The organism is Saccharothrix sp. S26, assembly GCF_021390395.1.
GTDB lineage: Bacteria > Actinomycetota > Actinomycetes > Mycobacteriales > Pseudonocardiaceae > Actinosynnema.
On record NZ_JAJUWT010000004.1, the window covers coordinates 68,736 to 82,605 of the forward strand.

A 13,870-nucleotide genomic window follows, 5' to 3' on the forward strand; every position below is an offset into this window, starting at 1 on the left:
GCCCGGCTTCGACCAGCCTAAAGCACCCGAACCCATGTCAAATCGGGCCTCGGTGGGATGGTGCGGGTCCGTTGTGGGTGGATTGGGAGGGGCATGCGTACGGCGTGGACGACTTGTCCGTTGTGCGAGGCGACTTGTGGGTTGGAGTTGACGGTCGAGGGGGAGTTGGTCACGGCGGTTCGTGGTGATCGGCGGGATGTGTTGAGTGGTGGGTTCCTGTGTCCCAAGGGTGCGTCGTTGGGGGCGTTGGACGCTGATCCGGACCGGTTGCGACAGCCGGTGGTTCGGCGTGGTGAGGGCTTTGAGGCGGTGTCTTGGGGCGAGGCTTTCGAGGTAGTCGATCGGCGGTTGGGTGAGGTTGTCTCGCGGTTCGGGCGGGATGCGGTGGGGATGTACTTGGGGAATCCCACGGTGCATTCGTTGGCTGGTGGGTTGTACGCGGGGGTGTTGCGGAGGTCTTTGGGGTCGCGGAATTTCTTCACGGCGGCGACGGTGGATCAGATGCCGAAGCACGTGTCGTCGGGATTGCTTTATGGCGGGATGTACTCGATTCCGGTTCCGGATGTGGATCGGACCGATTTCCTGTTGATCCTCGGTGCGGACCCGTTCTCGTCCAACGGGAGTTTGTGGACGGTGCCGGACGTGGTCGGGCGGTTGAAGGCGTTGCGGCGGCGGGGCGGGGCGTTCGTGGTGGTCGACCCGCGGCGCAGTCGGACCGCGGCGGCGGCTGATCGGCACCTGGCGATCGTGCCGGGGACGGACGTGTTCCTGCTGCTGGCCATGGTGAACGAGTTGTTCGCGGCGTCGTTGGTGGACCTCAAGGCGCTCGCGGGGCACGTGAACGGCGTGGCCGGGGTGCGGGAGTTGAGCTCGCCGTTCACGCCCGAGGCGGTGGCGGGGCGGTGCGGGATCGGGGCCGGGGAGATCCGGGCGCTGACGCGGCAGCTCGCCGAGGCGGAGCGGGCGGCGGTGTACGGGCGGATCGGCACGACGACGGTCGAGTTCGGGACGGTGGCCAGTTGGCTGGTCGACGTGCTGAACATCTTGACGGGGAACCTGGACCGGCCCGGTGGGGCGATGTTCCCGATGCCCGCGCACGGCCGGCGGGGGACGGGGTCGGGCAAGGGGTTCGAGGTGGGGCGGTGGCGCAGTCGGGTGCGGGGGTTGCCCGAGGTGGCGGGGGAGCTGCCGGTCGTCACGCTGGCGGACGAGATCGAGACGCCCGGGGACGGGCAGGTCCGGGCGTTGGTGACGGTGGCGGGGAACCCGGCGTTGTCGGTGCCCAACTCGGCGCGGTTGGACGCCTGCCTGTCCACTTTGGACTTCATGGTGTCGGTCGATCCCTACGTGAACGAGACGACGCGGCACGCGGACGTGATCCTGCCGCCTCCGCCGCCGAGCAGGCGTGCCCACTACGACGTGGCGTTCCTGTCGTTCGCGGTGCGGAACGTGGCGAAGTACTCGCGGCCGGCCGTGCCGTTGCGGCCCGGTGAGGTGGACGAGGGCGAGATCCTCCTGAGGTTGAGCGCGATCCTCGCCGGGGCGGGGCCGCGGGCGGACCTCGACGCGTTGGTGGGGTTGTCGGGGGAGTCGGAGCTCAGCCGTGAGGAACGGTTGCTGGACGCGAAGCTGCGGTCCGGGCCGTACGGGTTGTCGTTGGCGGACCTCCTGGAGCAGCCGCACGGTGTCGACCTGGGGCCGTTGACGAGTCGGGTGCCGGAGATCCTGCGCACGCCGTCCGGTCGGATCGAGCTGTGCCCGGAGCCGATCGCGGCCGACGTGCCGCGGGTGGTGGCGGCGTTGCGCCGGCCGGTCGACGGGCTGGTGCTGGTGGGGCGGCGGCACCTGCGGTCGAACAATTCGTGGTTGCACAACGTGCCCGCGCTGGTGAAGGGCAAGCAGTTGTGCACGTTGTTGGTGAACCCGGCCGACGCCGAGCGGTTGGGGTTGGTGGACGGCGGGTCGGCGCGCGTGGCGTCACGGGTCGGTGAGGTCGAGGCGACCGTGGAGGTCAGCGCCGACATGGCCGCAGGCGTGGTCAGCCTGCCCCACGGCTGGGGTCACGACCGGCCCGGCACGCGCCTGAGCACCGCCCGCGCCCACCCCGGCGTCAACGTCAACCTGCTCACCGACGACCTGGCCGTGGACCCGCTGTCCGGCACCGCCGTGCTGAACGGCGTCCACGTGCGCGTCACCCCGTCCGCAGCACAGTGAGGAGCACCGCCATGCCCGCGCGTGTCATCGCCGACCTGCCCTTCCTCGCCGCCCAGGCGCACGACCACCGGGTGGCGTGGCGCTGTTCGCGGGACGGGACGTGGCACGACCTGACGTTCACCGAGGTGGCCGAGTGGGTCATGGAGCTGGCGTCCGGGCTGGTGCACCTGGGCGTGCGGCCGGGTGAACGGGTGTGCGTGCTGTCGGACACCAGGGCCGAGTGGTCCGCGGTGGAGCTGGCGGTGCTCGCGGCGGGCGGGATCGTGGTGCCGATCTACCCGTCCAGCGCGGCGGAGGAGTGCGCGTGGATCATCGGCGACTCGGGCGCGGTGCTCGTGGTGGTGGAGGACGAGGCGCAGCGGGAGAAGGTCGAGTCGATCCGCGCGCGGGTGCCCTCGTTGCGGGACGTGGTCGTGATCGAGGGCGGCGGGCTGGACGAGCTGCGGTCGCAGGGGCGCACGTCGCCGGTGCCGGGCGAGCTGGACGACCGCCGTGCCGCGATCGACCCCGACGACCCGACGTTGATCATCTACACCTCGGGCACCACCGGGCCGCCCAAGGGCTGCGTGCTGACCAACCGGAACTGGCTGACGATGTGCCGGCTCAGCGAGGAGCTGTCGTACGTCCTGCCGGGTGACGTGGCCTACCTGTTCCTGCCGCTGGCGCACGTGTTCGCGCAGATCGTGCACCTGGGGGCGCTGTACACGGGGCACACGATCGCGTTCTACGGCGGTGACACATCCCAGGTGGTGGCCGAGCTGGCGCAGGTGCGGCCGACGTTCCTGCCGTCGGTGCCCCGGATCTTCGAGAAGATCTACACCGCCGCCACGGCCGGGGTGCCGGAGGAGCAGTTGCGGCAGGCGGTGCGGGTCGGTCTGGCGGTGCGGCAGCTCCAGGACGCCGGACAGCCGCTGCCGCCCGACCTGGCCGCCGCGTTCGAGCGGGTGGACCCCGTGTTCGCGCGGGTGCGGGCGATCTTCGGCGGCAGGCTGCGGCAGGCGCTGTCCGGTGCGGCGCCCATCTCGGTGGAGGTGCTGGAGTTCTTCCGCGCCGCCGGCGTGCCCGTGCTGGAGGGCTACGGCATGAGCGAGTCCACGGGCGTGGGCACGGTGAACACGCTGGCGCGGCACAAGCTCGGCTCGGTCGGCACGTTCGGGATGGCGGGGTTGCAGGTGAAGATCGCCGAGGACGGCGAGATCCTCATGCAGGGCCCGCACGTGTTCGCGGGCTACTGGAACAACCCGGCCGCGACCGCCGAGGTGCTCACGGACGGCTGGCTGCACACCGGCGACCTGGGCGAGATCGACGACGACGGCTTCGTCACCATCACGGGCCGCAAGAAGGACATCATCATCACCGCCGGCGGCAAGAACATCGCCCCCGCGAACGTCGAGAACCAACTCCGCCAGTCCCGCTGGATCTCGCACGCCGTCGTCTACGGCGACCTCAAGCCGTACCTGGTCGCGCTGATCACGTTGGACGAGGACGAGGTCGTCCCGTGGGCGAAGGCGCAAGGCCTGCCGACGGACCTGCCCGCGCTGTCCCGCAGCCCCGAGGTGCGGGCCCTGATCCAGGACGTCGTGGACGAGGCCAACTCCCACTTCGCCCACGTCTCGCAGATCAAGCGCTTCACCATCCTGGACCGCGACCTGAGCCAGGACGACGGCGAACTGACCCCGACGCTGAAGGTCAAGCGCAAAGTCGTCCACTCCACCCACGCCACCCTCTACGACGCCCTCTACCGCTGAACCGACCTGCCGGCCGCCGGTCCCCTGATTTTCCTCCGCAGGACTTCGGGTGGGCCGGTGGCTGGGCATGGGCGGCGCACGGGCGTGCCGGAGGTGAGGAGGTTGCAAAGACGTCTTTGCAACGGTAGCTTTGCATCATGGTCGCACCGCGTGAGATCGCCGACGTAGACGAGTTGCGGACGCTCGCGCACCCGTTGCGGCAGAGGATTTTGCGGTTCCTCGGGCAGCACGGGCCGGCGACGGCCAGCATCGTGGGCAAGGCGTTGGGCGAGAGCAGCGGTGCGACGAGTTACCACCTGCGGATGCTCGCCAAGCACGCCTTCGTGGAGGAGGTGCCCGAGCGGGCGCACGGGCGGGAGCGGTGGTGGCGGGCGCCGGCGCAGGACCTCCGGTCGCCGCGCGCGCCGCGAGACCCGGAGGTGCGGGCCCTGGTCGAGCAGCTCAACCAACTGAAGTTGGCGGCTGACCAGGAGTTGTTCGCGAGCTTCCTGGAACGGCGCGCGGAGCTGGGCGAGTGGGCCGACGCGCTGCCCTACTCGCGCGGCTCGGTCCGGGTGACGTTGGACGAGCTGCACGAGTTCTTCGACGAGTACATGGCGCTGCTCAAGCGCTACCAGCGCCCGGTCGACGAGACGCCCGCGGACGCGCGGCACGTCGCCGTGCGCTTCTTCGCCTTCCCCGTGCCCGGGGTGACCCCGGGCGACCCTTCCTGAAAGAAGGCACACCCTTGTTGCGCGACACCCGGTGGTTTCGGCACGCCCTTTTCCGGTTGCTCGCGGCACTTGCGCTGGGTCTCGCGCTGGTCCCGCAGGCACAGGCGGAGACCGCGCTGGTCGAGCAGGACATCACCTTCTCGAGTGGAGAACTCACCCTGCACGGCACCGTGATCGCGCCCGCGACCGGTGGTCGGCACCCCGCCGTGGTGATGGTGCACGGCTCCGGCCGGGTGTCGCGGGACGGCTACCGGCCGGAGGCGGAGTCGTTCGCACGGGCGGGCATCGCCACGCTCGTCTACGACAAGAGGCCGAAGCGGTCCAAGTCGGACGTGGACTTCGACCTCCTCGCCGACGACGCGCTGGCCGCGTTGCGGGCGCTGAAGGCGCATCCGGCCGTCGACCCCGCCCGCACCGGCCTGTGGGGTGTCAGCGAAGGCGGCTGGGTCGCACCGATCGCCGCGGCCCGCTCGACCGACGTGGCGTTCGTCGTCACGGTCGGCGCACCGGGCGTGGCACCCGAACGCCAGCAGTCGTGGAACCTCGTCAACCGCCTCACCGCGGCGGGGGTGTCGGGTTCCCTGGTGGACACCGTCTCCCGCACCACGCTGGGCCTGCTCGTCGGCGCGGGCCAGTTCCCCGAGTCCGGCTACGACCCGGCGCCGGTGCTGGCGCGGGTCACCCAGCCGGTGCTCGGCCTGTGGGGCGATCTCGACCGGGTGATCCCGGGGCGGAGAGCATGCGCGTGTTCCAGGAGTCGCTCGACCGGGGCGGCAACGACCGCTACACGCTGCTCGCCGTGCCCGGCGCGGACCACACGATGCGCCGGTCACCGGACGGCTTCCAGCGCGGCGACGAGATCGCCCCGGCCTACCTGGAGCAGGTCGCGTCCTGGGTGACGGGCGACCGGTCGCGCGCCGGCGAGGTCGGCACGCCGCCGCAGCAGGAGCGGCAGAGCGCACCCGTGCCCGCCGGGTCGCCGGTGGCGCAGCTCGCGGTGCTCGGGGTGCTGGTGGTGGCGTTCGCCGGGTACGGGGTGGGCGCGCTGGTACGGCGTGGACGTCGATCCGGCGGCGCGGCGGCCCGGGTGCTCGCGACGACCGGCCTGCTCACCGTGCTCGGCCTGGTCGCCTACCTCGGCTACCTGGCCTCCAGCGGCGCGAAGAGCCTCGGCGTGGTGGTCCTGGGCCGTCCGCTGCCGTGGCTGGCGCTGCAACTCCTCGCGGTGGCGGTGGTGGCCGCCACCGTCGTCACGGCCGTGAAGCTGCGGTCGGGCGTCACGGTCCGCTCCGGCCTGCTGGTGGCGGGCGGTGTGCTGTTCGTGCCCTGGGCCGTGCACTGGGGCCTGCTGCTGCCGTGATCAGCGGCTCACCGCGGTCTCCCGCGTCACGTGCCCGAGCTTCTCGGGGTTGCGCAGGAAGTACAGGCCGGTGACGACGCCGTCCTCGACCCGGGCCGTGACGACGCCGTCGAGCTCCCCGTCCACCCGCATGATCAGCGCGGGAGCGCCGTTGAGCAGCACCGGTTCGGTCGACGTGCGCGTGGTCACGACGTCCCACCGGGCGGCCAGGAAGCGGGCCACCTTCTCGGCGCCGACCACGGGCTTGCGCGCGGCCTGCTTGAGGCCGCCCGCGTCGCTGAGCACCACGACGTCCGGCGCGAGGACGTCCAGCAGCCCTCGCAGGTCGCCGGTCTCGACGGCGCGCTGGAACGCCGAGAGCGCGTGTCGGGTGGCGTCCGGGGAGACGGTGCCGCGCGGTCGGCGTTCGGCGACGTGCGCGCGGGCCCGGTGGGCGATCTGGCGGACGGCGGCCGGGGTCTTGTCCACGGCCTCGGCGATCTCGTCGTAGCCCAGATCGAACACCTCGCGCAGCACGAACACCGCCCGCTCGGTCGGCGCGAGCGTCTCCAGCACCAGCAGCATGGCGGTCGAGAGGCTGTCGGCCAGCTCCACGTCCTCGGCGACGTCCGGCGAGGTCAGCAGCGGTTCGGGCAGCCACGGGCCGACGTAGGACTCCTTGCGCCGGCCCAACGCGCGCAGCCGGTTCAGCGCCTGGCGGGTGGTGATCCGGACCAGGTACGCGCGCTCGTCGCGCACCTCGGCGAGGTCGACGCCCGTCCACCGCAGCCACGTCTCCTGCACCACGTCCTCGGCGTCGGCGGCCGAGCCGAGCAGCTGGTAGGCGACGGTGAACAGCAGGTTCCGGTGGGCGACGAACGTTGCCGTGCCGTTCATGGTGCTCCCGTCTCGTCGACGCCGGGTAATGGGCGTCACGCGGCGGTGGTGTCACAGGGGTCGAGCCGGCGGTGTCTCCTGACCGACCGACTACCGGCAACCAGGAGGAACGCGTGGACCTCGCCCTGTGGATCGTGACCGGCGCGCTCGCCGCCGCCTACTTCTTCGGCGGCGCCGCCAAGCTGGTCCTGCCCAAGCAGAAGATAGCCGCCGCCGGGCCGAGCGCCGCGTGGACGGAGGACTGGAGCGCCGGGGGCATCAAGGCCATCGGGGCCGCGGAGGTGCTGGGTGCGCTGGGCCTGGTGCTGCCCGCGGTGCTCGACATCGCGCCCGTGCTGGTGCCGGCGGCCGGCATCGGCCTGGTGATCGTCATGGCGGGCGCGGTGGTCGTCCGTGCCCGGCGAGGTGAGGTCAAGCTGGTCGTGGTGGACCTCGTCTACCTGGTCCTGCTGGCCTTCGTGGTGTGGGGCCGGTCGGTCGTCGAGCCCTTCACCGGCTGAGCACCCCACTGGACGGTCGTCGGGAAAGCCCTTACCGTTCGGAGGTGATGCCGAGGACGGGGTTCGGAGGTCACCGGTTGCGCAAGTCCCGCAGACGCAGACCCTGAGTCCGGCCCGTCCTCTTCCGCCGCCACGCCGCCGCACCCCTCCCTCGCATCCGGCGGGGGAGTCGCCAACGACCGTGGAGGCTCCTGTGGCACCCCGTACTAGGCGCGCCGCGCCGACCCTGCTCGGCGCGCTCGCCACCGCGCTGGCCGTGGTGGCGTCGACCCTGGTGTCCGCCGCGCCCGCCGGCGCGGCCCCCGTCCTGCTGTCCCAGGGAAAACCGGCCACCGCGTCGTCTTCGGGCGCTTCCGGTTTCGCGCCGTCGATGGCGGTGGACGGCAACGCGTCCACGCGCTGGGCGAGCCAGGGAGGCGTGGACCCCTCGTGGATCTCCGTCGACCTCGGCACCACCGCGACGATCACCCGCGTCCGGTTGCAGTGGGACCTGTCGTGCGCCCGCGCCTACCGGATCGAGACCTCGCCCGACGCGACCACGTGGACCACCGTCTTCGCCACGTCCACCGGCGCGGGCGGCGTCGAGGACCTCGTGGTCGGCGGGACCGGTCGCCACGTCCGGGTGCACGGCACCACGCGCTGCCGCACCGCGTCGTACCACGGCTACTCGTTGCAGGAGTTCCAGGTCTTCGGCGAGACCGGCCGGGTGGACACCACGCCGCCGTCACCGCCCGCCGACCTGCGCTCGGCCAACGTCACGCCCACCTCGGTCGACCTGGCCTGGAACCCGGCCACCGACGACGTCGGCGTGACGTCCTACGAGGTCTACCGGTCCGGGCAGTTCGTCAAGGCCGTCACGGGCACCTCCACCACGGTCACCGGCCTGAGCCCCAACGGCACGTTCACCTTCTACGTCAACGCCAAGGACGCCGCCGGCAACATCTCCCAGGCCAGCAACAACACCGAGGTGCGCACACCGCCCGCGCAGGCCGACACCGAGCGGCCGACCCCGCCGATGGGGGTGCGCGTCACGGGCGTCACGGCGAACTCCGTGTCGCTGACGTGGACCGCGTCGACCGACAACATCGGCGTGACGCGCTACGAGGTGCTCGCGGGCGGTGCGAAGGCCGGTGACGCCACCGGCACGTCGGCCACCATCGGCGGGCTGCGCCCGAGCACCTCGTACCTGTTCACCGTGCGGGCGTTCGACGCGGTGGGCAACGTCTCCGACCAGAGCACGGGCGTCAACGCCACCACGACTGCGGGCGGTGACCAGGTCGGCGCGGTGACGCAGCTCGCCACCGACAACGACGTGCCGTGGGGCCTGGACTTCCTGCCCGACGGCTCCGGCGTCTATTCGAGGCGCGACGCGTTCGACATCGTCAAGCTGTCGCCGTCCGGGGTGAAGACCACCCTGGGCACCGTGCCGAACGTGGTCACGACCAACGGCGAGGGCGGCCTGCTGGGCATCGAGGTGTCGCCGACCTTCGCGTCCGACAACTACCTGTACGTCTACCACACGGCGGCGAACGACAACCGGATCGTGCGGATCAAGGTGCAGGGCAACGCCCTGGTGCCCAGCTCGCTGCAAGTGCTGCTCACCGGCATCCCGCGCAACCGCTACCACAACGGCGGCCGGCTGCGGTTCGGCCCGGACGGCAAGCTGTACGCGGGCACCGGCGACGGCCAGAACGCGAACTGGGCGCAGGACCTGACCAACCTGGGCGGCAAGGTGCTGCGGCTCAACCCCGACGGCTCCGCGCCGACCGACAACCCGTTCTACGGCAACGGCGGCAACGCCCGGTACGTGTGGACCTACGGCCACCGCAACGTGCAGGGCCTGGCGTTCGACGCCCAGGGCAGGCTGTGGCAGGCCGAGCTGGGCAACACGGTCATGGACGAGCTGAACCTGTCCGAGCGCGGCGGCAACTACGGCTGGCCCGCGTGCGAGGGCACGTCGGGCAACTGCTCGGGCTACCTCGCGCCGAAGCGGACGTGGAGCACCGCCAACGCCTCGCCCAGCGGCATCGCCATCGTCAACAACGCCCTGTACGTGGCCACGCTGCGCGGCAGCAGGCTCTACCGGCTGGTGATCAGCGGCACGTCGGTCGGCTCGGAGACGACCCACTTCCAGGGCACGTACGGCCGGTTGCGCACGGTCGAGCGCGCGCCGGACGGCAGCCTGTGGCTGACCACGAGCGACGACCGGGACAGCGTCCCGAACAACTCGAACTCCCGCATCCTGCGCGTCCAGTTGAACTGACCGGATCCACCACGCGACGCGAGGCGGTCCCGGCTCCCGGGGCCGCCTCGCGGCGTGTCCGGGGACCGTTGAACCGAACGTCCCACGGGTCCGTGTCACGGGTGTCCGCAGCCCGGGGAGGAACCCGCCGATGCACGCCACCCGCCGCAACCCGTCACCGCTCGGGGCACGTCCGAGCACGAGCTGAACGAGAAGTGATGCCCGACCCGATCCTGGACCGCGCGCTGAGCCGGGTCCGCGCCGAGCGGGCGCGCGACCGCCGACGCCGGGGCGGTGCCGCCACGGCGGTCTGCGCCGTGCTCGCCACCGCGGTGCTGGCCGGTGGCGTCCACCTCGGCCGCCACAGCGTGCCCGGCGAGCGGGTCCTGGTCGTCACGACGCCCGACGGCGTGCGGATGACCACCGCGGTCACGCCCGCCGACGGCTGGGTGCGGCTGCGCGTGGTGGTCGACGGGGTCGACGCCGGGGAGCGGTGCCGGCTCGTGGTCACCGACGGGCGCGGTGAGCGGCACGTGGCCGGCGGCTGGGTCGCCTCGCGGTTCGGCGGCACGGCGTTGGCCGGTGCGGTGGTGGTGGACCCGGACGAGCTGGCCGCCGTCAGCGTGGTCACCGAGGACGGCCGCGTCCTGGTCGCCTCCGACGGCTCGGATCCGGCACGGTGACCCGCCGCCGGCGAATAAGCTGGCGCCGTGAGGTGGTCGCCCCTGCTGCTGGTGCTCGCGCTGGCCGCCGGCTGCGCGGACAGCCGCACGGTGGCCATCGGTGACGTGCCGGTGGCGGTCGAGTCGGTCACCACCACCGGGGACGCCTCGACCGGCACGTTCCGCCTCGACTGCGGGCGCAACGAGGGCCGCCACCTCAACGCCGACAACGTGGTGATCGCGCCCGGCCGGCCGTTCGGCGCGCACCACACCCACGAGTACGTCGGCAACCTGAGCACGGACGCCGGTTCGACCGACGAGTCGCTGGCCGCCGCCGGCACCACCTGCCCGGCGGGCGACCGGTCCGCCTACTTCTGGCCGGTGCTGCGGCTGACCGACCGGACCGGGCACGACGCGCACGAGCCCGGCGGCGGCGCGCACGGCAACACCGGCGAGGTGCTGGCGCCCGCGCGCGTGGAGATCACGTTCAGCGGCAGCCCGGTGAGCCGGGTCGTGCCGATGCCGCGGTTCCTGCGGATGATCACCGGCGACCCGGCGGCGCGGACCACCGGTCGCGGCCGGGCGCGGTGGAGCTGCACCGGGTTCGAGGACCGGCGCACCGACCGCTACCCGGAGTGCGAGCCGGGCAGCGCGGTGCTGCGCGAGTTCGAGTTCCCCAGTTGCTGGGACGGCCGCAACACCGACAGCCCGAGCCACCGGGCGCACGCCGAGTTCCCCGGCTCCAACGGGGCGTGCCGGCCGGGCACGTTCCCGGTGCCGAAGCTGCGCGTGCGGGCCGCCTACGACGTGCCCGCGGGCCGGCCGTACGCGATCGACAGCTTCCCCGAGCAGCTGCACGACCCGCGCACCGACCACGCGATGGTCGTCAACGTGATGCCGGTCGAGCTGATGGACCGCGTCACGACCTGCCTGAACACCGGCCGGACCTGCGCCTAGGAAGTTCTGCCCGCCCGGGGTGAACCAGAACCGCCCGGCGTCCGTGTCCGGGGCGGTGGTTCACGAGAGGAGTGGGTGGATGGCGGCTCTGTGGTCCCGGAAACGGGAGGCCGCGGCCGACGAGGCACTGATCCGATCCCTCTACGAGGAGCACGGTCGGGCGCTGCTCGCGTACGCGACGCGGTTGACCGGTGATCGGGCGGCGGCCGAGGACGTCGTCCAGGAAACCCTCGTGCGCGCGTGGCGGCACCCGGACGCCCTGGTCAACGGCAAGGGCTCGGTCCGCGGCTGGCTGCTCACGGTGGCGCGCAACATCGTCACGGACCGGGTCAGGGCCAAGGCGGCCCGGCCGCAGGAGGTCGCCGAGGCGCCGACGACCCCGCCGGTGCAGCGCGACCACGCCGACTCCGTGGTGGACTCGGTGGTCGTGCTCGAAGCCCTGGACCGGCTGTCGGCCGACCACCGCGACGTGCTGCTGGAGATCTACTTCCGCGGCCGGAGCGTCAGCGAGGCGGCCGCGGCGTTAGGGGTGCCGCCGGGCACGGTGAAATCGAGGTCCCACTACGCGCTGCGGGCGTTGCGAGAGACGTTCGCCGGGCACCAGGTCGCGCTGAAGGGGGTGGCCGGATGACCACGGACCACGATCAACAGCTGCTCGGCGCATACGTGCTGGGCGTGCTCGACGAGCGGGAGGCGCGTGCCGTGGAGGACCACCTGGCGTCCTGCCCGCGGTGCCGCGCGGAGTCGGCCGAGCTGCGGGCGGTGGAGGAGGCGATGGGCGGCGTGCCGCCGGAGGCGCTGCTCGACGGCCCGCCCGAGGGCGGCGACCTGTTGTTGCGGCGGACGTTGCGGCAGGTGCGGTCGGAGCGCGACGTGCGGTCGCGCCGCCGCCGGGTCGGTCTGGGCCTGGTCGCCGCGGCGGCGGCCGCGATCGTGCTCGGCGGTGGTTTCGCGGTCGGCCGGGGCACCGCGCCGGACGTGGCGGCGGTCCAGCAGACGACGAACCCGCCCGTGCCGCCCGCCGGGACCAAGCTCGGGTCGGCCACCGACCCGGTCACCGGCGCGCGGATGACCGTGCAGGTCCGGCCCGCCGCCGGGTGGGTGCGGGTGAACGCGTCCGTGGCGGGCGTCGCGCAGGGCGAGAAGTGCCGGCTGTTCGTCGTCGCCAAGGACGGCAGCAGGCAGGAGGCGGGCAGTTGGCTCGTCTCGGCGGCGGGGGAGGAGGACGGCACGAACCTCGACGGCTCGGCGCTCGTCGCGCCCGAGGACGTCGTGGCGGTCGAGGTGCGCGACTTCGACGACGAGCGGATCGTCATCGTGCCGGTGTAGGCGGTGCGGCCCCCGTGCGCGGTCGTCGCGCACGGGGGCGCGCGGGTCAGGGCTTGAGCACGACCTTGCCCACGGTGGCGCGGCCCTCCAGCGCGGTGTGCGCCTTGGCGGCCTCGCTGAGCGGGAACGTGGTGGTCAGCGGGGTGAGGCGACCCTCGGCCAGCGCGCGCAGGGACAGCTCCTCCAGCCCGCGCAGGTTCGTGCCCTTCATCATCCGGGGTCCGACGACGACCGACGCGGTGATGCCGAGGCGGTAGAGGTCGGCGGTCTCGATGCGGGTCGGTTCGCCCGCCGTCCACCCGAACAGCAGGACCCGGCCGCCGATGCCGAGCAGCTCCAGCGCCTGGCGGCCGGCCTCGCCGCCGACGCCGTCGAGCACCACGCTCACCTCGCCGATGCCCTCGTGCCAGTCGGGCCGGGTGTAGTCGGCCACCACGTCCGCGCCCAACTGGCGGACCAGGTCCAGCTTGGCGGTGCTCGCCACGCCGACGACCCTGGCCCCGACCGCCTTGGCCTCCTGCACGAACAACGCGCCCAGCCCGCCGGCCGCCGACGTCACGAGCACCACGTCGTCCGCGGTGATCTCGGCGATGCGCAGCACGCCCACGGCGGTGCGCCCGGTGCCGATCATGGCCACGGCGGCGTCGTCGGACACGTGGTCGGGCAGCTCGTGCAGCGAGGCGGCGTTCGCCACGGCCTGCTCGGCGTACCCGCCACTGGCCTGGCCGAGGTGGGCGACGACCCGCTTGCCCAGCCAGTGCGGCTCCACGCCGTCGCCCAGCTTCGTGACGACGCCGGCGACCTCCCGACCGGGCGTCATGGGCAGCTCGGGCAGCGGGAACGGCCCACCGTGCTCACCGCGCCGGATCGACGTGTCGAGCAGGTGCACCCCGGCCGCGGACACCGCGATCCTGACCTGGCCCGCGCCGGGCTCCGGCTCGGGCACCCGCTCGAACCGCAGGTTCTCCGCCGGACCGAACTCGTGCTGAACGATGGCGTGCATCTCGTGTTCCCCTCTGCGAGCGACTGCCGCCACGCTAGGAGTTCGAGTTAAGTCGAGGTCAACGCCGAGTGACCTCCGCGACGGCCGGGTCCGCCGACCTCGTCGGACCGACCGGTCGGGCCGGCGTCGGCCGGCGCCCCGATCCCGGAGGTCTCTCTTCCGGCGCTGTCCGACGCTCTGCCGGACCGGTTCGACCAATTCGCGAACGCCGTAATTGCTTTGACGGCGAGCGGTCCGTTCGGAGATAGTATCGGTCACACCGCAGT

The 13,870-nt window shown here is 72.6% G+C and carries 13 protein-coding genes; 11 read left to right on the forward strand and 2 right to left on the reverse strand.

Features of this window, described 5'->3' with window-relative positions; translation table 11 throughout:
- Window positions 1-93: 93 nt before the first annotated feature.
- The 5 genes from LZG04_RS07425 to LZG04_RS07445 all read left to right on the forward strand — a co-directional run bounded on the left by LZG04_RS07425 (window position 94) and on the right by LZG04_RS07445 (window position 6,035).
- On the forward strand, window positions 94-2,214 hold the full coding sequence (locus LZG04_RS07425; RefSeq protein ID WP_233814560.1) for a molybdopterin oxidoreductase family protein: 2,121 nt from the start codon (window positions 94-96) through the stop codon (window positions 2,212-2,214).
- A gap of 11 nt (window positions 2,215-2,225) precedes the next feature.
- A complete protein-coding gene (locus LZG04_RS07430; protein ID WP_233814562.1) occupies window positions 2,226-3,962 on the forward strand; it encodes a long-chain fatty acid--CoA ligase in 1,737 nt (578 codons plus the stop codon).
- Window positions 3,963-4,099: 137 nt separating this feature from the next.
- Window positions 4,100-4,675: a transcriptional regulator gene (locus LZG04_RS07435; protein ID WP_233814564.1), complete on the forward strand. Its 576-nt coding sequence runs from the start codon at window positions 4,100-4,102 to the stop codon at window positions 4,673-4,675.
- A 56-nt stretch (window positions 4,676-4,731) separates the two neighbouring features.
- Window positions 4,732-5,574, forward strand: coding sequence for a S9 family peptidase (locus tag LZG04_RS07440; protein ID WP_233814566.1), 843 nt, complete (start codon window positions 4,732-4,734; stop codon window positions 5,572-5,574).
- The gene (locus LZG04_RS07445) at window positions 5,496-6,035 is read left to right on the forward strand and encodes a hypothetical protein (protein WP_233814568.1); all 540 of its coding nucleotides are present in this window, start codon (window positions 5,496-5,498) and stop codon (window positions 6,033-6,035) included. The genes LZG04_RS07440 and LZG04_RS07445 overlap by 79 nt, the downstream gene beginning before the upstream one ends.
- On the opposite strand, the gene LZG04_RS07450 is transcribed toward LZG04_RS07445, so the two are convergent.
- Complete coding sequence (locus LZG04_RS07450; protein ID WP_233814570.1) at window positions 6,036-6,911, reverse strand: RNA polymerase sigma-70 factor; 876 nt, start codon at window positions 6,909-6,911, stop codon at window positions 6,036-6,038. It abuts the gene before it with no gap.
- 113 nt (window positions 6,912-7,024) lie between these two features.
- Here LZG04_RS07450 and LZG04_RS07455 point away from each other — a divergent pair, with 113 nt between their 5' ends.
- The 6 genes from LZG04_RS07455 (at window position 7,025) to LZG04_RS07480 (ending at window position 12,601) form a co-directional block, all read left to right on the forward strand.
- Window positions 7,025-7,411, forward strand: a complete 387-nt coding sequence (locus LZG04_RS07455; RefSeq protein ID WP_233814572.1) for a DoxX family protein — start codon at window positions 7,025-7,027, stop codon at window positions 7,409-7,411.
- Window positions 7,412-7,604: 193 nt separating this feature from the next.
- Window positions 7,605-9,674 (forward strand): PQQ-dependent sugar dehydrogenase, encoded by a 2,070-nt coding sequence (locus LZG04_RS07460; RefSeq protein WP_233814574.1) that lies wholly within the window; start codon window positions 7,605-7,607, stop codon window positions 9,672-9,674.
- Window positions 9,675-9,871: 197 nt separating this feature from the next.
- Window positions 9,872-10,336, forward strand: coding sequence for a hypothetical protein (locus LZG04_RS07465; RefSeq protein WP_233814576.1), 465 nt, complete (start codon window positions 9,872-9,874; stop codon window positions 10,334-10,336).
- 27 nt (window positions 10,337-10,363) lie between these two features.
- The gene (locus LZG04_RS07470; protein WP_233814578.1) at window positions 10,364-11,272 is read left to right on the forward strand and encodes a DUF1996 domain-containing protein; all 909 of its coding nucleotides are present in this window, start codon (window positions 10,364-10,366) and stop codon (window positions 11,270-11,272) included.
- A gap of 79 nt (window positions 11,273-11,351) precedes the next feature.
- On the forward strand, window positions 11,352-11,903 hold the full coding sequence (locus LZG04_RS07475; RefSeq protein WP_233814580.1) for a sigma-70 family RNA polymerase sigma factor: 552 nt from the start codon (window positions 11,352-11,354) through the stop codon (window positions 11,901-11,903).
- A complete protein-coding gene (locus LZG04_RS07480) occupies window positions 11,900-12,601 on the forward strand; it encodes an anti-sigma factor (protein ID WP_233814582.1) in 702 nt (233 codons plus the stop codon). Before LZG04_RS07475 ends, LZG04_RS07480 begins: the two co-directional genes overlap by 4 nt.
- Window positions 12,602-12,647: 46 nt before the next feature.
- Here LZG04_RS07480 and LZG04_RS07485 read toward each other — a convergent pair whose 3' ends face one another.
- The gene (locus LZG04_RS07485) at window positions 12,648-13,604 is read right to left on the reverse strand and encodes a zinc-binding dehydrogenase (protein WP_233814584.1); all 957 of its coding nucleotides are present in this window, start codon (window positions 13,602-13,604) and stop codon (window positions 12,648-12,650) included.
- Window positions 13,605-13,870: the final 266 nt, after the last annotated feature.